At 70.7% G+C, this 25108-nt stretch carries 17 protein-coding genes and 1 pseudogene; 4 read left to right on the forward strand and 14 right to left on the reverse strand.

What is annotated here, in order from left to right:
• Positions 1-10 precede the first annotated feature (10 nt).
• The 12 genes and pseudogenes from QFZ82_RS10755 to QFZ82_RS10810 form a co-directional block, all read right to left on the reverse strand.
• Positions 11-934: an LLM class F420-dependent oxidoreductase gene (locus tag QFZ82_RS10755; protein ID WP_307712952.1), complete on the reverse strand. Its 924-nt coding sequence runs from the start codon at positions 932-934 to the stop codon at positions 11-13.
• 139 nt (positions 935-1073) lie between these two features.
• On the reverse strand, positions 1074-1601 hold the full coding sequence (locus QFZ82_RS10760) for a DUF6099 family protein (RefSeq protein ID WP_307712953.1): 528 nt from the start codon (positions 1599-1601) through the stop codon (positions 1074-1076).
• Between the two features lie 201 nt (positions 1602-1802).
• Positions 1803-2135: a nucleotide pyrophosphohydrolase gene (locus QFZ82_RS10765; protein WP_307712954.1), complete on the reverse strand. Its 333-nt coding sequence runs from the start codon at positions 2133-2135 to the stop codon at positions 1803-1805.
• Positions 2132-3301: an ATP-binding protein gene (locus QFZ82_RS10770; RefSeq protein ID WP_307712955.1), complete on the reverse strand. Its 1170-nt coding sequence runs from the start codon at positions 3299-3301 to the stop codon at positions 2132-2134. Before QFZ82_RS10770 ends, QFZ82_RS10765 begins: the two co-directional genes overlap by 4 nt.
• Before the next feature lie 56 nt (positions 3302-3357).
• Positions 3358-3756 carry a cell division protein SepF gene (locus tag QFZ82_RS10775; RefSeq protein WP_307712956.1) on the reverse strand — a complete coding sequence of 133 codons (399 nt, stop codon included), beginning with the start codon at positions 3754-3756 and terminating at the stop codon, positions 3358-3360.
• 73 nt (positions 3757-3829) lie between these two features.
• On the reverse strand, positions 3830-9247 hold the full coding sequence (gene pulA, locus QFZ82_RS10780; RefSeq protein WP_373429268.1) for a pullulanase-type alpha-1,6-glucosidase: 5418 nt from the start codon (positions 9245-9247) through the stop codon (positions 3830-3832).
• Between the two features lie 94 nt (positions 9248-9341).
• Positions 9342-10718: pseudogene (locus QFZ82_RS10785) on the reverse strand (alpha-amylase family protein); the annotation flags it as partial.
• A gap of 410 nt (positions 10719-11128) precedes the next feature.
• Positions 11129-12196, reverse strand: coding sequence for a LacI family DNA-binding transcriptional regulator (locus tag QFZ82_RS10790; protein ID WP_307712957.1), 1068 nt, complete (start codon positions 12194-12196; stop codon positions 11129-11131).
• On the reverse strand, positions 12184-13872 hold the full coding sequence (locus tag QFZ82_RS10795) for an alpha-amylase family glycosyl hydrolase (protein ID WP_307712958.1): 1689 nt from the start codon (positions 13870-13872) through the stop codon (positions 12184-12186). Before QFZ82_RS10795 ends, QFZ82_RS10790 begins: the two co-directional genes overlap by 13 nt.
• An 83-nt stretch (positions 13873-13955) precedes the next feature.
• Positions 13956-14825 (reverse strand): sugar ABC transporter permease, encoded by an 870-nt coding sequence (locus tag QFZ82_RS10800; RefSeq protein ID WP_307717692.1) that lies wholly within the window; start codon positions 14823-14825, stop codon positions 13956-13958.
• Complete coding sequence (locus tag QFZ82_RS10805) at positions 14819-15826, reverse strand: carbohydrate ABC transporter permease (RefSeq protein ID WP_307712959.1); 1008 nt, start codon at positions 15824-15826, stop codon at positions 14819-14821. Before QFZ82_RS10805 ends, QFZ82_RS10800 begins: the two co-directional genes overlap by 7 nt.
• A gap of 21 nt (positions 15827-15847) precedes the next feature.
• Positions 15848-17122 (reverse strand): extracellular solute-binding protein, encoded by a 1275-nt coding sequence (locus tag QFZ82_RS10810; protein ID WP_307712960.1) that lies wholly within the window; start codon positions 17120-17122, stop codon positions 15848-15850.
• 350 nt (positions 17123-17472) lie between these two features.
• Here QFZ82_RS10810 and QFZ82_RS10815 point away from each other — a divergent pair, with 350 nt between their 5' ends.
• The 3 genes from QFZ82_RS10815 to QFZ82_RS10825 all read left to right on the forward strand — a co-directional run bounded on the left by QFZ82_RS10815 (position 17473) and on the right by QFZ82_RS10825 (position 20347).
• The gene (locus tag QFZ82_RS10815) at positions 17473-18507 is read left to right on the forward strand and encodes a LacI family DNA-binding transcriptional regulator (protein ID WP_307712961.1); all 1035 of its coding nucleotides are present in this window, start codon (positions 17473-17475) and stop codon (positions 18505-18507) included.
• A gap of 314 nt (positions 18508-18821) precedes the next feature.
• On the forward strand, positions 18822-19499 hold the full coding sequence (locus tag QFZ82_RS10820) for a TetR/AcrR family transcriptional regulator (protein ID WP_307712962.1): 678 nt from the start codon (positions 18822-18824) through the stop codon (positions 19497-19499).
• Entirely contained in the window at positions 19499-20347 is an 849-nt protein-coding gene (locus QFZ82_RS10825) for an endo alpha-1,4 polygalactosaminidase (RefSeq protein ID WP_307712963.1), read from the forward strand. Before QFZ82_RS10820 ends, QFZ82_RS10825 begins: the two co-directional genes overlap by 1 nt.
• 83 nt (positions 20348-20430) lie before the next feature.
• On the opposite strand, the gene gdhA is transcribed toward QFZ82_RS10825, so the two are convergent.
• Positions 20431-21786, reverse strand: a complete 1356-nt coding sequence (gdhA, locus tag QFZ82_RS10830) for an NADP-specific glutamate dehydrogenase (protein WP_307712964.1) — start codon at positions 21784-21786, stop codon at positions 20431-20433.
• A 225-nt stretch (positions 21787-22011) separates the two neighbouring features.
• Positions 22012-23670, reverse strand: a complete 1659-nt coding sequence (locus tag QFZ82_RS10835) for an FAD-dependent monooxygenase (protein ID WP_307712965.1) — start codon at positions 23668-23670, stop codon at positions 22012-22014.
• A gap of 258 nt (positions 23671-23928) precedes the next feature.
• On the opposite strand from QFZ82_RS10835, the gene QFZ82_RS10840 reads away from it, so the two are divergent.
• Entirely contained in the window at positions 23929-25050 is a 1122-nt protein-coding gene (locus QFZ82_RS10840) for a SchA/CurD-like domain-containing protein (RefSeq protein WP_307712966.1), read from the forward strand.
• The last annotated feature ends 58 nt before the right edge of the window (positions 25051-25108 follow it).

Consider the following 25108-nt stretch of genomic DNA (forward strand, 5'->3'; position numbering starts at 1 on the left):
CTCCCGGGGATCAGCTCAGCTGGGACTGGACCTGGGAGGAGATCAGCTCCAGGTGTTCGAGGTCGTCCAGGTCGAGCACCTGGAGGTAGATCCTCGACGAGCCGGTCGCCGCGTAGCGGCCGATCTTGTCGACGACCTCCGCCGGGGACCCGGCCAGGCCGTTCGCCTTGAGCTCGTCGACCTCCCGTCCGATCGCCGCCGCGCGGCGGGCCACCTCGGCGTCGTCCTTGCCGACGCACACGACCAGCGCGTTCGAGTAGACGAGGTCGTCCGGGGAGCGGCCGGCCTTCTCGGCGGCGGCACGGACGCGGCCGAACTGGCGCTCGGTGTCCTCGAGGGAGGCGAACGGCAGGTTGAACTCGTCCGCGTACTGCGCGGCGAGGCGGGGGGTGCGGGTGGCGCCGTGGCCGCCGATCAGCACGGGGACCTTGGTCTGGGCGGGCTTGAGCAGGGCCGGGGAGTCCGTCAGCCGGTAGTGGTGGCCCTCGAAGGTGTAGGTCTCGCCGACCTCGGTGGCCCACAGGCCGGTGATGATCTCCAGCTGCTCCTCGAAGCGTGCGAACCTCTCCTTGGGGAAGGGGATGCCGTACGCCCGGTGCTCCTCCTCGAACCACCCCGCGCCCAGCCCCAGTTCGACGCGGCCGCCCGACATCTGGTCGACCTGGGCGACCTGGATGGCGAGCACGCCGGGAAGCCGGAAGGTGCCGGCCGTCATCAGTGTGCCCAGACGGATCCGCTTGGTCTCGCGGGCCAGACCGGCCAGGGTGATCCAGGCATCGGTCGGGCCGGGCAGTCCGTCGGAGGAACCCATGTGCAGGTAGTGGTCGGATCGGAAGAAGGCGTCGAAGCCGAGCTCCTCGGTGGCCTTGGCGACGCTCAGGAGGGTCTCGTAGCTCGCCCCCTGCTGGGGCTCGGTGAAGATGCGTAGATCCATGCATCCATCCTGCACCTTTCGCCGCCGAGCAATCCGGTCCCGTGGGGGCTGGTGAGGTTCTCACGCGGGTCCGTGCGCCGGCCGGTCGCACCAGGACAGCCGCGGCTGCCCGCAGCACGGGGCGACCCGTGGAGTCCCGTCACGGCGCGCCGGCCGCGGAGTCCATCTCGGCGACGGGCCGCTCCGGGCCCGCCCGGCCGCGGACCGCTTCGGGCGGGCGCTCGTGCTCGTGCTCCGCCAGGCGGCGCAGCATGCCGCGCACGCGGTCGCTCGACTCGTCCGCGGCGTCTATCGTCTCGATGCACTGCCAGTAGAGCCCTTCGTCGTCCGTCGCGCAGGCGACCGCGACGAGAGCGATGCCGACCTCGCCGAGCAGGACGTTCAGCCCGGTCAACACCGCTTCGGGATCGGCCACTTCGGTGAGCTGGGCGGCCCGGACCCCGCCGCTGCGCACCATCGGGTGGTCGAGCACCCCGCACCCCCGTCCACCGATCTCGCCGAGCCCCCGGGCCTCGCCTCTCAGCTCGGCGGGCCCGCTCGCCGCGAGCCGGCTGCCGATCGCCTGGGCCAGCGCCTGGGCCTGCCATGCCTCGGCCACGGTCTCCGGCACGGACCGGCTCTGTGCCAGCGCGTGGCGGCTGATCTCGATGAGTCGTAACGCGTCCATGACCGCGCCCCCGTTCGCACGACTATCTGCCCACTCAGTTCATTACCCAGAGTGAAGGTCTTCGACCAGAAAAGCCAGGGGAATTCGGAAATCTGTGGACACCAAGGCTGTTGTGGATAACTCGACAACTCCGAAGAGTGACGAAGGGGTGTCGAAACGGCCCTCGGCCACCCCTGCGCGCCCGTCCGCGGCGCCCCGGCTCTACTGCGCCGGGAAACGCCGCTCGTTGCGGTCGATCTTGTCGGCCAGGGCCTGCAGCACGTCGATCCCGAGCACCTCGCAGAACTGGAGCAGGTAGGCGAGCACGTCCGCGACCTCGTCGCGGACGCGGTGGGCCGTGTCCTCCTCCTCCATCACCCGGGCCGACTGCTCGGGCGTCAGCCACTGGAAGATCTCGACCAGTTCGGCGGCCTCGACGCTCAGCGCCACCGCCAGGTTCTTCGGGGTGTGGTAGGGCTGCCAGTCGCGTGCCGCCGCGAACTCCGCCAGTCTGCGCTGCAGTCCCGCCACGTCCAGCCCGTCGTCTCTCGTCACGGCATCAGGTCTACCACCGACACGCCCTCGGTCCCCCGCGCGCACGACGGGTCGGACACGGCCCCCACCAGGCGGATGTGCCCCCGCGCGCACATCTCGGCTGCGAGACCCACCAGTTCGCGCGCCTGAGCCGGATCCAGGCACCGGTCGAACCCGTCCGCGAGCACCGTGAGCGACTGGTACGCGGCCGGCACCTCGGCCACCTGGTCCACGGACAGCACGCCCGGCCCCGTGAGCAGCACCAGGGCCAGGGCCAGATACCTCAACTCGCCCTCCCCGAGCCGTCCGAGGGGCGTGCCGGGACGGCCGCCGCCACGGGCGAGCAGTGCCCGGACCGTGCCGTCCCGAAGCTCCTCCACGCACAGGTCGGTCACCGGCCCCGCGCACCCCGCACGCGCCGCCGCCGCGAGCCGCGCGTGCCGCTTGCCGCATTCACTGCGCGTGCGGTGCAGGACCTCGGCAAGGTTGTCGCACCCGCGCCGCAGTCTGCCGGGCCCCGCGGCGACGGGCTCGCGCATCCGGTGGGGCCGCGGGTCGCAGGCGAAGACGGACCTCAGGGCGAGCACCACCTGCTCGGCCGCGGCCAGCACACGCAGCTGCGCCTGCGTCCTGCCGGCGACGTGCAGGGGCAGCAGGGCGGTGCCGAGCCGGTCGCCGGGCAGCCGGCCCCGGGTGACACCGTCCGCACCGGAGGTGTGCCAGGCGGCCTCCACCTCCGCGCGGCCGGGATCGCGCAGGGCCGTGGCGAGTAAGGTCCGTCCGCCGCTCGTCAGCCGTTCCCCGACGACGCGCAGGCGCGGCACGGCCTCCACCGCGAGGTCGAGGCGCACCGGGCCCGCGGGGCCGTCCACCGTGCACCCGATCCTAAAGCCGCGGCGTCCCTGGCGGTCGGGCCGGGCCCCCTCCGGAACGCACTCGGCCGCCTGCGGGAACGCGGTCTCCAGAACGTGTCCGGCGCCGAGCAGGGCGAGTGCCTCGTACGCCTCGAGGGCGCTGGACTTGCCGCTGCCGCTGACGCCGGTGAAGAGTGTCATGGGGCCGAGGGGAAGCGCCGCCCCTCGGTGCCTCCTGTAGGCGGAGAGCCGTAGTTCGGTGACGGCGGGCCGGGCGGCGCCCGCCTCCGCGGGCAGTGTCCTCGGGCCGGTGACCAGTGCGTTCGCGTCCATGGGCGGGACGGTACGCACCGTGCTCACCGCCGAACCGTTCCGTCGTGGCGGCCGTCCTACGAATGAGGTACAGCGGCCGACTCGGCTCCTTCCACCTCGGTGCCCACCGGCGCGAGGAGGAACACGTTGCGGTCGACCCGGTGCATCGCGCTGCCGAGTCCGAAGACGACGCCGCTGCTGAAGTCCAGGATGCGCTTGGCCACTTCGGTGTCGGCTGCGGTCAGGTCCAGCAGAACGGGCGTGCGGTTGACGAGGTACTCGGCGACCTCGCGCGCGTCGGCGAAGACCTGCACCCGCAGCACGACGAAACGACGCTGCTCGGCGGCCGCGTAGTCCTGCGGGACCGTCCGGTGGTCCACCCGCGACGGCCACTCGTCGCGACTGCGCAGCGGCACCACCTGTGCCAGGCCCTCCCACTGCTCGTCGGTGACGTCGTACCTCTCGTACCTACTCATGGGACCATCCTCCCGCCCCTCACCCGTTCGGCCCATCAGCGACACGGGTGAGGAGCGGGGGATCACGAATCGGTCAGCCGCGCTCGAAGACGGCGACCGTACGGGCCGGGACCGTGAAGGTTCCCGAACTCCGCTCGTACGACGAGGCCTTGACGGCCTCGTCCGCACCCGAACGCTGTACCGGGTGCAGGGCGTAGCCGCTGCCCGCGAGGTCCGCGACCCGCTGGGTCTGCCGCTCGGGCGTGGCGTTGAACACGACGACGAGGTCACCGAGGCGCATGGTGATCACGCCCGGGGTCTCGTCCGTGCCCGACAGCGGGAAGGACAGCGCCGACTGGACGTCCTCGGCGGTCGCGAGGCCGAACACGGGCTCGGTGGTCCGGATCCGCAGCAGGTCGCGGTAGGCGGCCGAGGCGCCGTCGATCTGCGCGCAGCCGACGGTGAGCGACGCGCTTGTCAGCAGCGGCTTCGCGTATCCCCACTTGGGCTTGTTGTCCGCGGCGGGCGGCAGGCCGCGGCCGAAGCCGTTGCCGTCGCGGCAGTCCCAGTGGATGGCGTTGAACCAGTCGCCGCTGTCGTACGAGTTGCGGTCCAGCGACTTGGAGCGCAGCAGGTCGGTGCCCGCCTGGGAGAGGGCGGGCCCCTGCGACAGGGCCGAGGTCGCCATCGCGAGCACCTGCATGCGCGCCCGGTCCGCGGCGGACGTACCGGCCGGGAGCTTGAAGGCGAGTGCGTCGTACAGCGTCTCGTTGTCGTGGGCGTCCGCGTAGGCGAGCGCGTCACCGGGCGCCGCGGCGTAGCCGGCCGGGGCGCCGTTGTAGTCGACCTCGGAGCCCTTGACGGCGCGGCCGCGGGTGTCCGTGAAGGAGTACGAGGCGAGGTTGCCCGAAAGACCGACCTTGATCAGGTCCTGGTAGTGCAGCAGCCGCGCCCTCTGCTCCGCCTCGGTGCCGTTGGCCTTCGAGGAGTTCGGCTCGGTGTACAGGCCCGAGGCGAAGCCCTGCACGCCCGGGTCGTCGTCGAACGGACCGCCGCCGCGCACGGCGTCGCGCGCACGGTCGGAGAAAGTCGCGATGCCGGTGCCGGCCATGTTCTTCTGGGTGGCCTGGACGAAGCGGGCGTCGTCGGCGATCTCGCCGAAGTCCCAGCCCTCCCCGTACAGCACGATCTTCTTCCCGTCGACGCCGTCGCGCTCCACGGTGAGCTCGTCGAGCGCCTGGCGCACCGCGAGGATGTTGGCCTTCGGGTGGTGGCCCATCAGGTCGAAGCGGAAGCCGTCCACCTTGTAGTCGCGCGCCCAGGTCACGATCGAGTCCACGACGAGCTTGCCCATCATGGCGTTCTCGGGGGCGGTGTTGGCGCAGCAGGTCGAGGTCGCCACCGAGCCGTCGGCGAGCAGCCGCTGGTAGTAGCCGGGCACGATCCTGTCGAGGACGGACTTGTCGGCCTGGCCGCTCGCGACGGTGTGGTTGTAGACGACGTCCATGACGGTGCGCAGGCCGTCGTCGTTGAGGGACTTCACCATCTGCCGGAACTCGACCGTGCGCCGCGTGCCGTCCGGGTCGGTGGCGTACGAGCCCTCGGGGACCGTGTAGTGCAGGGGGTCGTAACCCCAGTTGTAGGCGTCCTTCGCGGCGGCCTTCGCGACGCAGGCCTGCTGCTCCTCGGAGTCGGGTGCGTAGATCTTCAGGTCGCACTCGGGCTGCTGCTGGTCGGCCTTCTTCTCGGGGATGGTGCCGATGTCGAAGGCGGGCAGCAGGTGGACGTAGGAGGTGCCGGCGCCGGCGAGGGCGCGCAGGTGCTTCGAGCCCTTGCTGTCCTTGTCGGCGAAGGCGAGGTACGTGCCCCGGTGGTCGGCCGTCGGGTCCGCGACGGAGAAGTCGCGGATGTGCAGCTCCTGGATCTGGGCGTCCTTCAGCGGCACGGCGGCGGGCTTCTTCAGCGAGGACCAGCCGGCGGGGGCCAGGGACGGGTCGGAGAGGTCGGTGACGATGCTCCGCTCGGAGTTCGCCGTCAGGGCGACGGAGTAAGGGTCGGTGACCTTGTTCGTGACGACCTTCTGCACGCTCGGGGCCCACACGCGCACGTCGTAGCGGTACTTGCCCCCCTTCCAGCCCTTCCTGCCGCGCACCGACCAGACGCCGCTCGCGTCGTCGCGGCGCATGGCGACCCTCTCGCCGTCGATCTCCAGCGCGACGTGCTGCGCGGTCGGCGCCCACAGCCGCAGCGTGGGCACGCCCTTGCGGTCGAACGTCGCGCCGAGCGACGCCTTGGTGGCCTCCGGCGCGTACAGGTCGTCGAGGACGCCGGCGATCTGGACGCCGGTCGCCGTGACGACGGCGCCGTTGGCCGCGTACTGGGCGGCCACGACCTGGCCGCGCAGGGCTTCGCGCACCCGGTCGCGGTCGCGTTCGTCGACGCGGTGGGCCGTGTACGTCTTCAGGTGCGGGTGCTTGGCCTTCTGCGCGTCGGTCAGCGACGCCTCGGTCAGCCGCAGCACTCGCGCGTCACCGGTCAGCGCGCCGTTGTCGACGGCGACGGAGCCCTCGTGGGAGTAGAGCAGGGCGCTGGACGCGGCGGCGTCACTGCCGTTCCAGGCGACGGTCTCTTCGTCGATCCAGACGGCGTGCGCCTTGGTGAGGTCCAGGGCCGCGCCACCGCCCTTGGGCTGCGGCAGCAGGTACTTCTCCTGGCCGGCCAGGAGCCACACCTCGTGGCCGTTCGCCTTGAGGTCGAGGGACTGGTCGGAGGGCAGGTCCTTCTGGTCGCCCTTGTGCAGGATGTAACTGAGCGAGGTGGCTCCCGGTGCGAGCGGCACCTCGAAGACGGCGCCGTACGCGTCCGTCCGTACCGGCTCCAGGGGCTTGGACCAGTCGGTGGGGTTCGCTGCCCCGGTCCAGGTGTGCAGGCCCCAGCCCGTGTAGTCTCCCCCAGAGCCTCCGGCCTGGGACGTACCCTCATCGGCGCGCTTGTAGTGCAGAACGGCCTTGGACGTGTCCTGGGGCGGGTAGGCCCCCTCGGGCGCGGTGTTCGACAGGCCGGGCCTGCCCTGCTCGATCCACACCTCACCGGTCTTCGACAGGTCGATGGTGCGGTCGGCGTCGGTGTCCTTCACGCCGTCCTTGTTCACGGCGATGAAGCCGACGGAGGAGGCGCCGGGCTTCAGCTTCACGTAGGCGAAGGCTCCATACGCGTCGCGGCCGGTGAAGGGCTTGCCCGCGGGCCAGGTCGTGCCCTCGCCTTCGGCGATGTCGCCCCAGGTGTACAGGCCCCAGTCGGCATAGTCGCCGTCGGCACGCTTGTAGTGGACGATCGCATAGTCCCGCTGGGCCGCGGTCGGGGGCTGTTCGACGGCGGGTGCGCCGCTGGTCGTGGCGGCCGTGGCGCTCGCGGTGCGGCCCTCGGAGTCGACGACGACGGCCTTGTAGCGCAGGGCGGTTCCCGCGGGGGCGGTGATGTGCTGGGTGACCTTGTAGGGGGCGTGGTCGGCTGAGCCGAGGACCTGCCAGGGGCCGTTGCCCACCTGCGCGGCGAACACGACCCGGCCGAGCGGCCCGCCGTCGGCGTCGGCCGAGATCTCGACGGTGCCGGTGGCGCCGGCTTCCGGCGTCTTCAGAACGACGGACGGCTTCGTGGCGGGTGCGGCGAGCGGCTTCGCGGCCTTGAGCACGAGCGACGAGAGCGCCGGGACGGTGACCTCGACGGTCCGGTCGCTTCCGCTGCGGACGGTGGCGTCGCCGCCGTGGATCGCGGTGAAGTCCGTGTCGGCCGAACCGGTCGGGATGCGGACCGTCTTGGCGGCGCTCGCGTTGTTCAGGGCCACGACGTACTCGGTCTTCGCCGCGGCGTCGGTGCGGGAGAAGGCGTACACGGAGCCCTCCGCGTAGCGCTGCTGCTGCACGCCGTCCCGCAGCGCCGGGTGCGCCTTGGTGAGCTTCGACAGCGCGGCGACGGACCGGTACAGCGGGTGGGAGGTGTCGTACGCGTCCTCGCCGTGCGTGCGGTCGGTGCCGAGCTGGTCGTCGTCGAGGTAGTCGGCGGTCCGCGAGGCGAACAGGCTCTGGCGCGCGTCCTTGTCGCCGCCCGCGCCGGTGTAGCCCTGCTCGTCGCCGTAGTAGATCACCGGGTTGCCGCGGCTGAGGAACATGAGCTCGTTGGCGAGCCGGTGGCGCCGCAGCAGCTCGGCGTCGGCGGCCTGCGGGTTGTCCTGCCGCAGGAAGGTGCCGAAGCGGCCCATGTCGTGGTTGCCGAGGAAGGGTACGGACTCGTAGGCGTTGGCCTTGTCCGTGGTGTAGCGGTAGTCCTGTGCGAAGAGGTGCGCGAGCTTGTCCGCGGAGGCGCCCTGCGAGGCGTAGGCGCGGGCGGCGTCCTGGAACGGGAAGTCGAGGGTGGCGTCGAGGCGGCCCCGCGTGACGTACGGCGAGGTGATCGCCGGGTCGCCCGAGTAGACCTCGCCGAACATGAAGAAGTCGTCCCTGCCCTGCTGGGCGGCGTACGCGTCGAGCGCGGTCGCCCACTGCGTCCAGAACTCCATGTTGACGTGCTTGACCGTGTCGATGCGGAAGCCGTCGATGTCGAAGTCGCGCACCCAGCGCTGATAGATCTTCGCCATGCCCTCGACGACCTCGGGCCGTTCGGTCCACAGGTCGTCGAGACCGGAGAAGTCGCCGTGCTCGGCGGACTCGCCCGCGAAGGTCGAGTCGCCCCTGTTGTGGTACATCTCCGGGTCGTTGAGCCAGGCGGGGACCTTGATGTCCTTCTTCCCGGCGGGCACGACGGGGGTGCGCGGGAAGGAGTCCCGGTCGGTCGCCGGGAAACGGCGTGCCCCGTCGGCGTAGTCGCTGTCGTCGAAGGGCTCGCCGTCCTTCGTCAGGTAGGGGAAGGCGCCCTTGGAGAGGTAGCCGTACGACTTCTCCTGGTAGTCGACGACGTCGGCGGTGTGGTTGGTGATGACGTCGAAGAAGACCTTCATGCCCTTGTCGTGGGCCTTGTCGATCAGCCTCTCCAGGTCGGCGTTGGTGCCGAAGTGGGGGTCGACCTGGGTGAAGTCGGTGATCCAGTAGCCGTGGTAGGCCGCGCTCGCGTCCTTGCCCTCGCCCTGTACCGGCTGGTTCTTGAAGATCGGCGCCATCCAGATGGCGGTGGTGCCGAGCCCCTTGATGTAGTCGAGCCTCTCGGTCAGCCCCTTGAGGTCGCCGCCCTGGTAGAAGCCCTTGTCGGCGGGGTCGTAGCCGGTGGTCGTCCGGGTGCCGGTGAGGCCGCCGCGGTCGTTCTTCGGGTCGCCGTTCGCGAAACGGTCCGGCAGGACGAAGTAGAACTGCTCACGGGTCAGGTCGTGACGGGCCGGCTGTGCGGCCAGGGCTCTGTCCGAAGGCGGCGGGGGCGGCTCGGGCGAGGCCACCGCCGGCAGGGCGGGGACGAGCGCCGCGACCGTCGCCGCGGCGGCGACGGCGGCCGCGCCCGGGCGCAGGCGGATACGGGGGCGTATCACAGCGGATCTCCTGGATGAGGATGTGAACGGATGCGGAGTGCCGCCCCGCTCCGGGGAGGAGGAGCGGGGCGGCGGGAGTGGGTGGATGTCAGCCGCAGGAGCGGGCGCCGGCGTGCAGCGCGACCGCGGTGTTGGGGCCGAGGGTCGCGGTGAACTGACCGGAGCCGTTCACCGTGACCGGCCTGTTGTTCTGGACGTCGCAGTAGGTGCCCGACGGCAGGGAGGTCTGGAAGGTGCGGGTGAGCGACCACGTCTCGTGGTTGATGGCCACATACGCCTTGGAGCCGCGGCCGAAGGCGATCTGGTCGCCTCCGTTGTCCCACCAGTTGGTGACGGACTGGCCCCGGGAGACGTTGCGGAAGGCGACCATGGAGGAGATCTCGCGCCAGGCGTGCTGGCACTTCCAGCCGTCGTTCCAGCAGGCGTTGACATGCCCGCCGCCCGGCGGACCTGCGTCCCTGTCCGACCACTCGTAGCCGGAGTGCACGTCGGGCGACCCGTAGGGCCAGGCCAGCATGAAGACGCCTGCCAGGGTGTAGTCGGCGCCGTTCTTGTAGTTGAGCGTGTCGCCACCGCGCTCGGTGTCGTGGTTGTCGACGAAGACGGCGGACCTGGCGGACTCCATGTAGCCCCAGCCCTCGCCGTAGTTCTTCAGGTAGGCGAGGTTCTCGTTCTGGAAGACGCGCTTGAGGTCGCGTGCGTAGCGGAACTCCTGCACGTCGCCGTTGCCGAGGTACTCGGCGGGCGAGACCGCCTCGCCTGCGCCGTGGATGGCCTCCTGCTTCCAGTACACGGACGGGTTCGTCAGCTTGGCCTTCACGGCCGCGAGGTCGCCGGCGGCCATGTGCTTGGCGGCGTCGATGCGGAAGCCGTCGACACCGAGCGACAGCAGGTCGTTCATGTAGCCGGCGATCTTCGTGCGCACGTACTCCTCGCCGGTGTCCAGGTCGGCGAGCCCTACGAGCTCGCACTCCTGCACGTTCCAGCGGTCCTGGTAGTTGCTGATCTGCGCGGTGCAGTTGTTCAGGTCGTACCAGGAGTACAGCCCCGGGTAGTCGTACTTCCCGTACGAGGAGCCGCCGGTGCCCGTCCCGGAGCCCGCGGCCATGTGGTTGACGACGGTGTCGGCGACGACCTTCACGCCTGCCGCGTGGCAGGTGTCGATCATGTTCTTGAAGGCGGTCCGGTCGCCGAGGCGGCCGGCGATCTTGTAGCTGACGGGCTGGTACGAGGTCCACCACTGCGGGCCCTGGATGTGCTCCTGGGGCGGCGAGACCTGGACGTACCCGTAGCCTGCCGGACCGAGCTGGTCCGTACAGGCCTTGGCGACGGAGGCGAACTTCCACTCGAACATCACGGCGGTGACGTCCTTGTCGCCGGGCGGCGCGGCCTGGGCCGGTGCGGGGGCCGTGACGGCCGCAGCGGCTCCCGCCAGGACGGCGAGTGCAGCGGCCACGGTTCTGCGGGCCATGATTCCTCCTGCTCTTCAGGGAGGTGCGGATGCGAGGGGGCAGCCTCGTACGGTCAACGCGCCGTGCCCGCAAGGCCTTTTGAGAATTCTTGTGCAAGAAGACTGAAACTCGTTGCGGTCGAGACCGTACGACCCACCGCGCGACCCGGTCAACCCTCCGGACAGGGGTTCATGACGGGCGGGTGACAACCGGAAAACGTGGCCGTTCCGTGTCCGCAAACTCTTTCGCAAGTCATTGCAGCGGTGTTACGTTCAACCACGTCTCCGGACCGGCCCCTTACGGGGGCCGTGGATCCGGGCAGGGCCGCTGGCGGTCACCCCGAGCGGGTGGCTTCCACGGGGTTCGCGCCGGCCGGGGGTCCCGGTCCGTGCCGGGCCCTACGCGCCCGGCCGGCCGGACCGATCCCCCGTCAGGCGCCGTGGCCGGATGGAGCGCCCGTGGAGCCGCGCACCACGAGCTCCGGCTGGAAGACGAACTCCGTGCGCTGTACGGGGTTTCCGTCGATCTCCTCGATCAGCGCGTCCACCGCGGCCGTCGCCATCGCCTGCACGGGCTGACGCACCGTCGTGAGCGGCGGATCCGTGAACGCGATCAGCGGCGAGTCGTCGAAGCCGACCACCGAGGCGTCGCGCGGCACGTCGAGGCCGCGCCCGCGCACGGCGCGGATCGCGCCGAGCGCCATCAGGTCGCTGCCGCACACGATGCCGGTGCAGCCCGCGTCGAGCAGTGCGCCGGCGGCCACTTGACCGCCCTCCACCGAGAACAGCGTGCGCCGGATGAGGTGCTGGGCCTCCTCGTGGGGTATGCCCAGCAGCGAGTGGAGGGCCGCCGTGAATCCCTCGGTCTTGCGCCGGGAGGGCACATACCGGGTGGGGCCGACGGCGAGGCCGATGCGTTCGTGCCCCAGCTCCACGAGATGGCGCACCGCCATGCGCGCCGCCGAGCGGTCGTCGGGCGAGACGAAGTGCGCGTCGACCCGCTCGTTGAAGCCGTTGATGAGGACGAACGGCACGCCCCGGGAGGCGAGTCGCACATAGCGCGACGGGTCGGCCGAGGTGTCGGCGTGCAGCCCGGACAGGAACACGATGCCCGTGACGCCGCGCTCCTCCAGCTGCTCCACGAGCTCGTCCTCGGTGGCACCGCCCGGCATCTGCGTGCACAGCACGGGCGTGTACCCGTGACCGGCCAGCACCTGCTCGATGACCTGCGCGAACGCCGGGAAGATCGGATTGGTCAGCTCGGGGATGACGAGCCCGACCAGACCGGCGCTGCGCCGCTTGAGCCGCACGGGCCGCTCGTAGCCGAGCACATCGAGGGCGGCCAGCACCCGGTGCCTGGTCGTGGCGGCGACACCCGCCTTGCCGTTGAGCACCCGGCTGACGGTGGCTTCGCTGACCCCTGCCTGGAGGGCGAGGTCGGCGAGCCTCGGGGCGCCGCTGGTGTCGCCCCGAGGCGACTGAACCGTCACACCGCCCACCAGACAGTGGTGTCGGCGGGCACCTCTGCCATGTCGTCCACGATCATCACCGTGTCGTTGGCAAGCAGGGTCCGGCCGGGCACCGGGATACGGACCGTCTCGCCGGTGGTGTTGGCGGTGCACAGGAAACCGTCGCGGCGGAACGCGAGCACGCCCTCGGGAGCGTTCACCCACTCGACCGCGTCACCGGCGCCGAGCCCGGGGTGCTCACGGCGGACGGCGAGCGCACTGCGGTAGAGCTCGAGTGTGGAACCCGGGTCGCCGGTCTGCGCCTCGACGCTCAGCGCGCCCCAGCTGTCCGGCTGCGGCAGCCAGCTGCCGCCGCTGCCGAAGCCGTACGAGGAGCCCTCGACGGTCCACGGGATCGGTACCCGGCAACCGTCGCGGAAGCCGTCCTGGCCCGCGGCGCGGAAGAACGACGGGTCCTGGCGCACCTCGTCCGGCAGGTCGGTGACGTCGGGCAGACCGAGCTCCTCGCCCTGGTAGATGTAGGCGGAGCCGGGCAGCGCCAGCATCAGCAGGGTCGCGGCGCGGGCGCGACGCAGACCGAGTTCGCGGTCGCCGGCCTCGCGCAGCTGGGTTCCGAGCCCGGCCGGGTTGGCGAAGCGGGTGGCGTGCCGGGTCACATCGTGGTTGGACAGCACCCAGGTGGTGGGTGCGCCGACGGGCCGCATCGCCGCGAGCGAGTCGTCGATGACCTTGCGCAGCTCCGCCGCGTCCCAATGGGTGCCGAGGTACTGGAAGTTGAAGGCCTGGTGCATCTCGTCGGGGCGCACGTAGTTGGCGGTGCGCTGGACGGTGGGGGTCCAGGCCTCGGCGACGAGGACGCGGTCGTCGCCGTATTCGGCGAGGACTTTGCGCCAGGAGCGGTAGACCTCGTGGACGCCGTCCTGGTCGAAGAACGGCATGACATCGTTTCCGAGCAGTTTCAGCTGGTCGTGCGTGCCGAGGTCCGGCAGGCCCGGCGCCTTGATCAGACCATGGGCGACGTCGACGCGGAAGCCGTCGACGCCCATGTCGAGCCAGAAACGCAGGATGGAGCGGAACTCATCACGGACGGCGGGGTGCTCCCAGTTGAAGTCCGGCTGTTCGGGCGCGAACAGGTGGAGGTACCACTCTCCCCCAGCCTCCGGCTGGGAGGTGCCCCCATTGCCGTCCGGCACCTCGACCCGGGTCCAGGCAGGGCCACCGAAGATGGACTCCCAGTCGTTGGGCGGCATTTCACCGTTCACGCCCTTTCCGGGGCGGAAGTGGTAGCGCTCCCTCAGCGGCGAGCCGGGGCCCTCGCGCAGTGCGCGCTGGAACCACTCGTGCTGGTCCGAGGAGTGGTTGGGGACAAGGTCGACGATGATGCGCAGGCCCAGTTCGTGCGCCTCGCGGATCACCGCGTCGGCGTCGAGCAGGCTGCCGAACATGGGGTCGATGGCGCGGTAGTCGGCGACGTCGTAGCCCGCGTCGGCCTGCGGAGAGGCGTAGAAGGGGCTGAGCCAGACGGCGTCGACGCCGAGGTCCCGGAGGTACGGCAGCCGGCTGCGGATGCCTTCCAGGTCGCCCATGCCGTCGCCGTTGCCGTCGGCGAAGCTGCGCGGGTAGACCTGGTAGATCACCGCGTCACGCCACCAGCCCGTGTGCGTGCCGGAGGTGGGAGCAGCGGGGACAGCAAGGTGCTGGGTCATGTCATCCCTGAAGGTCATGGGGTGGGGTGCGGCGCCGGCCCGGGAGTCGGACACGGACCGGCGACGCCGCTTCATACGGTGGTTCAGCCCTTGACGGCACCGGCGGACATACCGGTCACCAGATGCCGCTGGGCGAAGAGGAACACGAGGCCGGCGGGGATGGCGATGAGCACGGAGGCCGCGGTCATCAGCCCCCACTGGGCTCCGTACTGGTTGACGAACTTCTGCAGGCCGCCGGCGAGCGTCAGGTTCTCGTCACCGACCAGGAACGCGGAGGCGTACGCGACCTCGCCCCAGGCGGTGATGAAGGAGTAGAACGCGGTCACTGCGATGCCGGGTTTGGCGAGCGGCAGGATCAGCCGCCAGAACGTCCCGAACGGGGTGAGGCCGTCGACCTGCCCCGACTCGTCGACCTCGGCCGGGATGGTGTCGAAGAAGCCCTTCATCATCCAGGCGCAGAACGGCACGGCGATCGTCAGATAGGTGATGACCAGGCCGGTGGCGCTGTTGAGGAGCCCCAGGGTCGCCATGATGTTGTAGATCGGCACGATCAGCACCGCGACCGGGAACATCTGGGTGATCAGCAGGGTCCACATCAGCCCGCGCTTGCCGGGGAACCGGAAGCGGCTCACGGCGTACCCGGTGGTTGCGGCGATGAAGACACCGAGGACGGTGGTGAGAGCCGCGACGATCAGCGAGTTCGCGAACCAGGCGATGAACTCGGTGTCCTCGAGCAGCTGCCGGTAGTTGGCGAGCGTCGTCTCCTTGACGAAGTCCGTGGTGTTCGCGTACTTGGCCGGCTTCAGCGAGGTCAGCAGGACCCACAGCACAGGGAAGACGGCGATCACGGACGTGACGACCAGGGTGGCGTGAAGCCCGAAGGAGGCGAGTGGCGAACGCTCGCCGCGTCGGCGGACCTTGGCCCGGGGCGTGGTTGCTGCGGTGGTCACCAGACTTCTCCCTGCTTGCGGAGGACTCGCCGGTAGACCGCGGCGAAGAACATCAACAGGACCAGGATCAGGACGCCCCAGGTGGACGACTGAGCGAAGTCCCGCGGGCTGATCTCGAAGGAGAACTTGTACGCCTGAGTCACCAGGATCTGCGTCGCCTCGCCGGGACCGCCCCGTGTGAGGAGGAAGATCACCGGGAACATGTTGAACGTCCAGATGGTGCTGAGCAGGATCACCGTCGTGCTGACGGAACGGAGTCCGGGCATGGTGATGTTGCGAAACCGCTGCCAGGCCGTGGCGCCGTCCATCTCGGCGGCCTCGTAGAGCTCACCGGGAATGGACTGCAGTCCGCCGAGCAGGGCGACCATCATGAACGGCACACCGAGCCAGACGTTCACCGCGATCACCGACAGCTTGGCCATCGTCGGGTCGTTCAGCCACGGGACCGCGTCGATCCCGCCGCCGGCGAGGACCGTGTTCAGCAGGCCGCGGCGCTCGTCGTAGAGGAAGCGCCAGGCGAAGACGGAGACGAAACCGGGAACGGCCCACGGCAGGATCAGCAGCATCCGGTAGAAGGAGCGGCCGGCGATCCTCCGGTTGAGCATGTTGGCCAGACCGAGACCGAGGGTGAAGGTGATGGAGACGCAGGCCACGGTCCACACCAGCGTCCACCCGAGCGTCCCGAGGAACTGGTCGCCGGTCAGGGCATCGGTGTAGTTGTCGAGGCCGACGAACTCGTAGGTCGCGGGGATCTCGTTGACGCCGATGGTGCGCGCGACGTTGCGCTCCGTGGCGTTCGTCAGGGACAGGTAGATCCCGCGGACGAGCGGGTATCCGATGATCACGCCGATCACGGCCACGACCGGAGCGACCATCGCCCAGGCGTACCAGTGGATCGAGACGGAACGCTTGAGCTTTCCCTCGGGCTTGCCAGTACCGCGGCTCCGGCCGCGGGCGTCGTCGCCCGCGGCCTGCGCCACCGACTGGCTGGTGTCCACAGCCATCAGCCGGTCAATCCTCCTTGCTTACTTCCAGTCCTTGAGGAGCTTTCGGTACTCCTCGCCGACGGCCTTGACGCCCTTCTCCGGGGTGGTCTGGCCGGTGAGGACCTTGGTGTACTCGGTGACCAGCGGGGCGAACAGGCTGCCGGTCTCGGGGATCCAGGGACGCTCGACGGCCTTGTCGACGACCGGGCGGAAGAAGTTGACGTTCTCATTGCCGGCGACGCCCGGCTGCGAGTAGACCGAGTTGCGGGTCGGAAGCAGGCTGAGGTCCTTGGCGACCTTGGCCTGGTTCTCCGTGTTGGTCATGTACTCAACGAAGGCGTAGGAGGCGTCCAGGTTCTTGGACCCCGCGTACACGGCGAGGTTGTGGCCGCCCTGCGGGGCGCCCTGGCCGGCCGTGCCGGCCGGGACCGGGGCGATGCCGAGGTTGGACTTGTCGGTGAACTGCGCACCCGTGTAGGTGTCGGTCACGGCCCACGGGCCGTTGATCATCATGGCGACCTTGCCTTCCTTGAAGGCGGCCTGCATGTTGTCCCAGCCGTTGGTGGCGTCGGTGATCGCGGCCTTGGAGTCGACCAGGTCCTTGACGACCTTCATCGCCTTGACGCCCGCCTCGTCGTCGACCGTGACGGTCTTCTTCTCGGCGTCGACCAGGTCGCCGCCCTCACCGTAGAGGAAGGAGAGGAACCAGTAGGCGTCGTCGCCGCGGAGGTAAAGGCCGGTCTTGCCGGTCTTCTCCTTGATCGTGGCGGAGACCGTCTTCAGCTCGTCGATGGTCTTGGGGGCCTCGACACCGGCGTCCTTGAACATCTTCTTGTTGTAGAAGATGCCCATGGAGTCGATGACCTGCGGCACCGCGTAGGTCTTGTCGTTGTAGACGGTGGACGCGGCCGCCTGCTTGAGGAAGTCGTCCTCGTTCTTGAGGGCAGTGGTGCCGTCGAGCGGCGCGAGGTAGCCGAGGTCGGCGAACTCGGGAGTCCAGGCGACCTCGGAGCGGATGACGTCGGGGGCGCCGGAGCCGGACTGCGCGGCGTTCTTGAACTTGTTCTGCGCCTCACCGAACGGCACATTGACGTACTTGACGGTGACCTTCGGGTGCAGCTTGGTGAAGTCCTCGGCGATCTTCTTGAAGACCTTGTCCTCACTGCCGACCGTGGAGGTGTCCCACCAGGTGACGGTGCCGCTGAGCTCGCCGGAACTGCTCTTGCCACCCTTGTTGCCGTCGTCCCCACCGCACGCCGTCGCCGACACGGCCAGTGCCGCGACCAGTGCAGTGGCCGCTATGCCACGCCGCATGTGAACTCCTTCAACTGAGCCCGGAAGGGCGGAGGCGAAAACCTGCCTCCCGCCGTCCGCTCCCTCGCGGTGCCGGGTTGCCAGGAACGTAACAGGGCTGAAAACCATCGGAAAGACCTTGCGGCAAATTTCTGCAAGGACGGGTGATCGTTACATCCGCGTATCCTGAGAGTTGCCGAAGGATCGCTTGACACCGTCCCCGACACAGGGTGAGGCCTGCCGCAAGGCGTCCGCAACCACTCCGCAAGGTTTTGCAGACCTGTGATCGAACGCTCACACCGTCGTGCCGCAACCGTCCGAATCCGATGCGTGGTGGGCAATCCCCCGTACGCCCGGTACAGTCCACTGACATGACCGCGCGGCTCGCCGACATCGCAGCCCAGGCGGGGGTCAGTGAAGCCACAGTCAGCCGCGTGCTCAACGGCAAGCCCGGTGTGGCCGCGGCCACCCGTGAGTCCGTCCTGGCCGCACTCGACGTGCTCGGCTACGAACGGCCCGTGCGGCTGCGCCAGCGCAGCGCGGGCCTGGTCGGCCTGATAACCCCCGAGCTGGACAACCCCATCTTCCCCGCCCTGGCGCAGGTGATCGGCCAGGCGCTGACCCGCCAGGGGTACACCCCCGTCCTCGCCACCCAGACACCCGGCGGCTCCACCGAGGACGAGCTGACCGAGATGCTGGTCGACCGGGGCGTCTCCGGGATCATCTTCGTCTCCGGCCTGCACGCCGACACCACCGCCGACATGGAGCGCTACGACCGGCTGCGCGCCCAGGGCGTGCCGTACGTCCTGGTCAACGGCTTCTCCTCCAAGGTGCAGGCGCCCTTCGTCTCCCCCGACGACCGGGCCGCCATGCAGCTGGCGGTCACCCACCTGGTCTCGCTCGGCCATACCCGGATCGGCCTGGCCCTCGGCCCCAGGCGGTTCGTGCCGGTGCTGCGCAAGATAGAGGGCTTCCAGACGGCGATGAAGGAGCGGCTGGGCCTGTCCCTGGAGGAGTCGCAGGAGCTGATCCAGCATTCGCTCTACACGCTGGAGGGCGGCCAGGCCGCCGCCTCCGGGCTCATCGCGCGCGGCTGCACGGCCATCGTGTGCGCGAGCGACATGATGGCGCTCGGCGCGATCCGGGCGGCGCGGCAGCAGGGGCTGCACGTGCCGAAGGACATCTCGGTGGTCGGCTTCGACGACTCGCCGCTCATAGCGTTCACCGACCCCCCGCTGACCACGATCCGCCAGCCCGTGCAGGCCATGGGCCAGGCCGCGGTCCGTGCGCTGCTGGAGGAGGTCGGCGGGACACCGGCCCCCCACAGCGAGTTCGTGTTCATGCCCGAGCTGGTGGTCCGCGGCTCGACGGCATCCGGAACGAAGAGGTCCGGCTCCGACCGGTGAGCGGCCCCGCCAGAGGGCGGCGCGCCGACTCGTGTACGGCTCCGGTCCCCCGACGAGCCGGTCTCCCGCGTCGGACTCCGACAACGCCGGCGGCGGCCATCTCGCCGTCCGTCGCCTGGCCGCCGCCGGCCGCCGGAAAATCGTCACGATCACGGGTCGCCCGGACATCTCCGTGGCCCGGTGCCGGCCGGCCGCCGCACGATCCGGAACCGTCTGCGGGCGGCGGTGGGCTTCTTGGGCGGCCGCCCCGCCCGTGCCACCATGAAGATCCGTCCGCGGGAACCGCCGCGCGACCCCGGCCCCGAGGTACTGCTGTGACGAAGCCCGCCGCCCGCGAGCCGCAGAGGCGCAACTCCCGCTCCAACCGCGCCCGCATCCTCGCCGTCGCACGGAGCGAGCTGGGCTTCAGCCCGGACACCACGCTCGAGGAGATCGCGCGGGCCGCGGGTGTCGTGCGCCGCACCGTCTACGGCCACTTCCCCGGCCGCCAGGCGCTGCTCGAGGCGCTCGCCGACGAGGCCGCCGCGGCACTGCGGGAGGCGGTCCGCGCGTTCGCGGCGACGAGTGCCCCCGACGAGCCCGCCGAGCGCGCGCTCGCCCGTTTCGTGCTGACGATGTGGCCGGTCGGCGACCGCTACCGCATGCTGATCGCCCTGGCCCGGCGTGACCTGGGCGTCGAGCGTGTCACCGGGATCCTCTCCCCCACGCGCACGACGGTGCGGACGATCCTGGAACGTGGCCGGGCGGCCGGGGCGTTCCCCTCCCCCGTCCCGGCGCCCGCGCTGAGCGCGGCCCTCGAGTGCCTGACGCTCTCGCTGCTGGAGAGCGTCAACACTGGTGCCTGGAAGGACGACGGGCGGGCGACCGCCGTCGCGACGCTCATCGCGGCGGGAGTGCCCGCAGGGCAGGCGGAGGCCGAGGTGCTCGCGCTCGTCGCGCAGCCGGGGGTCATGCCCGCCGGTCGGGCCGCGGACACCGAAGCAGGGAACTGATGCGCCCGTTGCCCAGGACCCGCGTCGCGGCCACCGCCACCGCCGCTGTCCTGCTGGTGCTGCTGAGCGCGTGCTCCACGGCCACGGACCCCCCTCCGCGTCCCACGGCGCCCGGTCCCGACGGGGACGGCGTCCTCCGCCCGGCGGCGGGCGCGGTGTTCGACTATCAGCTGGGCGGCGCCTATCCGCCGGCCGACGACGTCGAGGCCGTCTCCCGCGACCGGGGCGCCGAGCCCGTGCCGGGCCTGTACAACATCTGCTACGTCAACGCCTTCCAGACACAACCCGGGGACGCCGTCGCCTGGTGGCGGAAGAAGCACCCGGACCTGCTGCTGCGCGGGCGCGACGGCAAGTTGGTCGTCGACGAGGAGTGGGACGAGCCGCTGTTCGACCTCTCGTCGGCCGCCAAGCGCCGCTCGCTGCTCGGTGTCGTGGGGCCGTGGATCGACGGGTGCGCGGAGCGCGGATTCGACGCGGTCGAGCCCGACAACCTCGACTCGTACACCCGCTCGGACGGCCTCCTCAGCGAGGCCGACGCCATCGCCTTCGCCCGGCTGCTGGCGGACCGGGCCCACGCGCGGGGGCTCGCCATCGCCCAGAAGAACACCGCCGAACTGCTCGACGGACACGAGGACATCGGCTTCGACTTCGCGGTCGTGGAGGAGTGCGCGCGCTACGAGGAGTGCCCCGGCTTCACGCGCGCGTACGACGGCCGCGTGTTCGACGTCGAGTACGAGCAGGAGGACTTCGCCACCGCGTGCCGCACGTGGCCGCGCCTGTCCGTCGTGCTGCGCGACCGCGACGTGCGCCCTGCGGGCGAGCCGGGTCACGTCCGCGAAACCTGCTGAACGCCCACCGGCCCGAACCGGGTGCTCCGCCCCCGTGCCCGCCTCCTGCACCCGGCGGGCCGGGGGCCGAAGCCCCGGACGGATCAGACCAGGCCCTGGGCCAGCATCGCGTCCGCGACGCGCTCGAAGCCCGCGATGTTCGCGCCGGTCACGTAGTCGCCGGGGACGCCGTAGCGCTCGGACGTCTCGTGGCAGATGCGGTGGATGTCGCCCATGATCAGGCCGAGCTCCTTCTCCATGCGCGCGGGCGTCCAGGAGTCGCGGGAGGCGTTCTGGCGCATCTCCAGGGCGCTGACCGCGACGCCGCCGGCGTTGGCCGCCTTGCCGGGGCCGAGGGCGACACCCGCGTCCTGGAAGACGCGCACCGCCTCGGGCGTGCAGGGCATGTTGGCGCCTTCGGAGACCGCGCGCACGCCGTTGCGGACGAGCGTGAGGGCGTGCTGCGCGTCCAGTTCGTTCTGGGTGGCCGAGGGGAACGCGATGTCGGCCGGGACGTCCCACACACTGCCGCCCGGCACATAGCGGGCGGAGGACCCGCGGCGGTCCGCGTAGTCGCTGACGCGTCCCCGTTCGACCTCCTTGACCTGCTTGAGGAGTTCGACGTCGATGCCCTTCTCGTCGACGACGCAGCCCTGGGAGTCGGAGCAGGTGACCGGGTGCGCGCCGCTGCTCGTCAGCTTCTCGATCGTGTGGACGGCGACGTTGCCGGAGCCGGAGACCACAGCCGTCAGGCCCGCGAGTTCCTCGCCGCGCAGGCTCAGCATCTCGGCGGCGAACAGCACGCTGCCGTAGCCGGTCGCCTCGGTGCGGAACGCGGAGCCGCCCCACGCGAGTCCCTTGCCGGTGAGCACCCCCGCCTCCCAGCGGTTGGTGATGCGCCGGTACTGGCCGAAGAGGTAGCCGATCTCGCGGGTGCCCACCCCGATGTCACCCGCCGGCACATCGGTGTGCTCGCCGATGTGCCGGTGGAGTTCTGTCATGAACGACTGGCAGAAGCGCATGACTTCGGCGTCCGAGCGGCCGCGCGGGTCGAAGTCGCTGCCGCCCTTGCCGCCGCCGATGCCGAGTCCGGTGAGGGCGTTCTTGAAGATCTGCTCGAAGCCGAGGAACTTCACGACACCGAGGTTGACCGAGGGGTGGAAGCGCAGCCCGCCCTTGTATGGGCCGAGCGCGCTGTTGAACTCCACCCGGAATCCCCGGTTCACGTGGACCGCGCCGTGATCGTCCTGCCAGGGCACCCGGAACATGATCTGCCGCTCGGGCTCGCAGAGCCGCTCGACGAGCCCCGGCTCCGCGTACTCGGGACGCGCGGCGAACACGGGGCCCAGGCTCTCCAGGACCTCCCGGGCCGCCTGGTGGAACTCGGGCTCGCCCGGGTTGCGGCGTTCCAGTTCGGTGCGGAGGGCGGCCTGCCGGTCCTTCGCGGGTGAAGCTGTCACAGCGTGTCCCTTCCTGCCCGGCCGACGCGGTCGGTGCCCGGCCGGGACGGTGGTCCGGTGTCGTTGCCGGCGAGGAGTACGGCCGTACGGCCCCGGGTGTTCACGCGGGCGGGACCCGCGCAACAGTCCCCGGCTCCTCCCCGGGTGCCCTTCCGGCCGGGCTCCGGCACGGGAAAGGGGAGGCGGCAAGCCGCCTCCCCTCGGACGCTATCAGGCGTTCGCGGCTCAGCCACGACCCGTCGGTGAACGGTGGAGCAACGACTCCAGCACGTCGGACAGCACGGCTTCGGGGTCGGGTACGGAGCCCGGCGAGCGCCAGGCGACGAAGCCGTCCGGCCGTACGAGGAGGGCTCCTTCGCCGGTCGTACCGTGCGCGGCCCGCCAGTCGACGCCGGTCTCGGGCACCAGGTCGGCGCCCGGGCCCTCGCCGATGCGGTACACGTCGAGCGGGACGCGCAGACGGGCGGCGGCGTCCACCCCGGCCGCGTGCCAGGCGCCGCCGCCGGGGCCCGCGTCCGTCAGCAGGACGAAGGAGCGTTCGTAGAGGTCGAGGGTGGACACCATGCCGCTCTCGCCGCCGCGGCGCACCCACAGGTGCGGTGCGCGGCTGCCGGGTTCACCCGTGAGCTGCAGCTGCTGGGGGACGATGGGCAGTTCGGGGTCGGCGCCCAGGACCGCACCGCTGCGGTAGCGGTAGCCGAGGGCGACGGTCAGCATTCCGCTCTGCTTTCCGCCGCCGCCGGGAGCGGGCGCGTAGCCGGGGTGGCTGTGCTCCTCGGAGCGGACGGAGGCCCGCTTGCTGGTGGCCATCGCGACCGGCCGGCGCTCGGCGTCGTAGGTGTCCAGCAGGCCGGGGCCCGCGTGGCCGCGCAGGACGGCGGCGAGCTTCCAGGCGAGGTTGTGGGCGTCCTGGATACCGGTGTTGGAGCCGAACGCGCCGGTCGGGGACATTTCGTGCGCCGAGTCGCCCGCGAGGAAGACACGGCCGTCGGCGTACCGTTCGGCGACCCGCTCGGCGGCGTGCCAGGGCGCCTTGCCGGTGATCTCGACGTCGAGGTCGAGGGCGCCGGTGGCGCGGCGGATGTGCGTGATGCAGCGCTCGTCGGTGAAGTCCTCGATCGTCTCGCCGGTCTGGGGCTGCCACGGCGCGTGGAACACCCAGTTCTCGGCGTTGTCCACCGGCAGCAGGGCGCCGTCGGCCGCCGGGTCGGTGAGGTAGCAGACGATGAAGCGGCGGTCCCCGACCACGGCCGCGAGGCCGCGCGAGCGGAACGTGATGCTCACGTTGTGGAACAGGTCGCCCGGCCCCGACCGGCCGATGCCGAGCCGTTCGCGCACCGGGCTGCGCGGCCCGTCGGCGGCGACGAGGTAGTCCGCGCGCACCGTGCCGAGCCGGCCCGTCATCCGGTCCTCGACGACCGCCGTGACGCCCCCTTCGTCCTGTTCGAAGGAGCGCAGCTCGGTGGAGAACCGCAGATCGCCGCCGTACTTCGTGGCGTACTCCAGGAGCACCGGCTCCAGGTCGTTCTGGCTGCACACGCACCAGGGGGCCGGGCTGAAGCGGGACGCGCCGCTGCTGTGCTGCACCTCCTTGATCAGCCATTCGCCGCCACCGCCGGTGAGCGAGGGCGTCTGGAGGATGCCGTGGTTCTCGGCCAGGACCCGGCCGGCCTCACGGATGGGATCGTCCACGCCGGCCGTGCGGAACAGCTCCATGGTGCGCACGTTGTTGCCGCGGCCGCGTGGGTGCATCGAGGTGCCCGCATGTCGCTCGACCAGCATGTGCTCGATGCCGAGCCGGCCGAGGAAGAGGGACGTGGACAGGCCCACCAGGGAGCCGCCCACGACGAGGACAGGTACGCGTACTTCAGCCTGTTGTTGCATCGATCAGCTCCTGCTGCGGCTGCCGGGAAGTGGACGACGTTTCCATGCCCCCGGGAAGGTGCTTCGGGTCGCCGCTTCACCCACCTGGTTCACACATCTCGCGCCACCGGTGGTACGTGGCGAGGATCGAGACCGGACCGCCACAGCCGTTGACGGCGATCGACGGACCGTACGCACCGGATCTCATGCTCGGGATCTTCCGAGGACCGATGTCGTACGCGGGTGTGGCGGGCTCACTGTCCAAGGAGAGGCGTGACCATGACGACGCTGTCCGAACGTATATCCCAGTCGGCCTTCGACGGCTCCCGGCTGCGCGTGGTACTGATGCTCGATCTCTACGACGGGGCACAGCAGCAGTTCCTCGCCGCCTACGAGCACATGCGGCACCAGGTGGCGTCCGTCCCCGGCCACATCTCCGACCAGCTGTGCCAGTCCATAGAGAACCCGTCCCAGTGGCTGATCACCAGCGAATGGGAGAGCGCTCCGCCGTTCCTCGCCTGGGTGAACAGCGAGGAGCACCTGGAGACCGTCCAGCCGCTCCACGACTGTGTCCGCGATACCCGGTCCTTCCGTTACAGCGTGCTGCGCGAGACGGACGGGGCACGCACCCCGGTCTCCCAGAAGCGCCGCACGGGCACGCAGCCGGCGCCCCGCGTCGGTGACGGCGTCGTACGCCACGCCCTCACCTTCACGGTCAGGCCGGACAGCGAGCACAGGGTCGCCGAGATCCTCGCGGGATACACCTCGCCCGAGGCCCGGGTCGATGACACCACCCGGCTGCGCCGTACCTCCCTGTTCATGCACGGCAACCGCGTCGTGCGGACCGTGGAGGTGCAGGGTGACCTGCTGGCGGCACTGCGGCACGTGGCCCGCCAGCCCGAGGTGCGGGCGGTGGAAGAGGCCATCAACCCGTACCTGGAGCAGGACCGCGACCTCGACGACCCGAAGTCGGCCCGCGTGTTCTTCACCCGCGCGGCTCTCCCGGCCGTCCACCACCTGGCCACGACCGGCGGCAGCCCGCAGGACGTCGTGCGGCACGGCCTGTTCTACCCGGCCAAGAAGGGGTGCGGCATGGCGCTGGCCAAGCTGCTGGCCCAGCAGGACGAGGCCGCCGCTGACGTTCCCGCAGGGCTGATCGACAGCAGCACCGTCTTCCAGCGCGACGACATCGTCGTACGGCTCGTCGACGCGCGCGGTCCGCTGGACACCGACCCGCTGCTCGCCCTCGGCGCGCGCGGCCCCCGCAAGGCTGACGTGCTGGCGCGCCTGCTCGATCTCGATGCTCTCGGTGTGGACGGGTCGCTCACCGACGAGAAGGTGGCGGCGCGCCTCCTGGAAAGCGCCGACATGCGTCTGATCACCGACCGCCGCGCTTCCTGAACCGCGCCCGTCCGAGCGGAGCCGGGCGCCGCACACCGCGGCTCCCGACTTCCGGCCC

This window comes from Streptomyces sp. V4I23, assembly GCF_030817975.1.
Lineage (GTDB): Bacteria > Actinomycetota > Actinomycetes > Streptomycetales > Streptomycetaceae > Streptomyces.

What these genes read in the sequence shown, in the direction of transcription:
- QFZ82_RS10755 (WP_307712952.1), bottom strand. Translation starts at nt 934, where the DNA reads ATGGATCTACGCATCTTCACCGAGCCCCAGCAGGGGGCGAGCTACGAG.
- QFZ82_RS10760 (WP_307712953.1), bottom strand. Translation starts at nt 1,601, where the DNA reads ATGGACGCGTTACGACTCATCGAGATCAGCCGCCACGCGCTGGCACAG.
- QFZ82_RS10770 (WP_307712955.1), bottom strand. Translation starts at nt 3,301, where the DNA reads ATGGACGCGAACGCACTGGTCACCGGCCCGAGGACACTGCCCGCGGAG.
- QFZ82_RS10775 (WP_307712956.1), bottom strand. Translation starts at nt 3,756, where the DNA reads ATGAGTAGGTACGAGAGGTACGACGTCACCGACGAGCAGTGGGAGGGC.
- QFZ82_RS10795 (WP_307712958.1), bottom strand. Translation starts at nt 13,872, where the DNA reads ATGACCCAGCACCTTGCTGTCCCCGCTGCTCCCACCTCCGGCACGCAC.
- QFZ82_RS10805 (WP_307712959.1), bottom strand. Translation starts at nt 15,826, where the DNA reads ATGGCTGTGGACACCAGCCAGTCGGTGGCGCAGGCCGCGGGCGACGAC.
- QFZ82_RS10810 (WP_307712960.1), bottom strand. Translation starts at nt 17,122, where the DNA reads ATGCGGCGTGGCATAGCGGCCACTGCACTGGTCGCGGCACTGGCCGTG.
- QFZ82_RS10815 (WP_307712961.1), top strand. Translation starts at nt 17,473, where the DNA reads ATGACCGCGCGGCTCGCCGACATCGCAGCCCAGGCGGGGGTCAGTGAA.
- QFZ82_RS10825 (WP_307712963.1), top strand. Translation starts at nt 19,499, where the DNA reads ATGCGCCCGTTGCCCAGGACCCGCGTCGCGGCCACCGCCACCGCCGCT.
- QFZ82_RS10835 (WP_307712965.1), bottom strand. Translation starts at nt 23,670, where the DNA reads ATGCAACAACAGGCTGAAGTACGCGTACCTGTCCTCGTCGTGGGCGGC.
- QFZ82_RS10840 (WP_307712966.1), top strand. Translation starts at nt 23,929, where the DNA reads ATGACGACGCTGTCCGAACGTATATCCCAGTCGGCCTTCGACGGCTCC.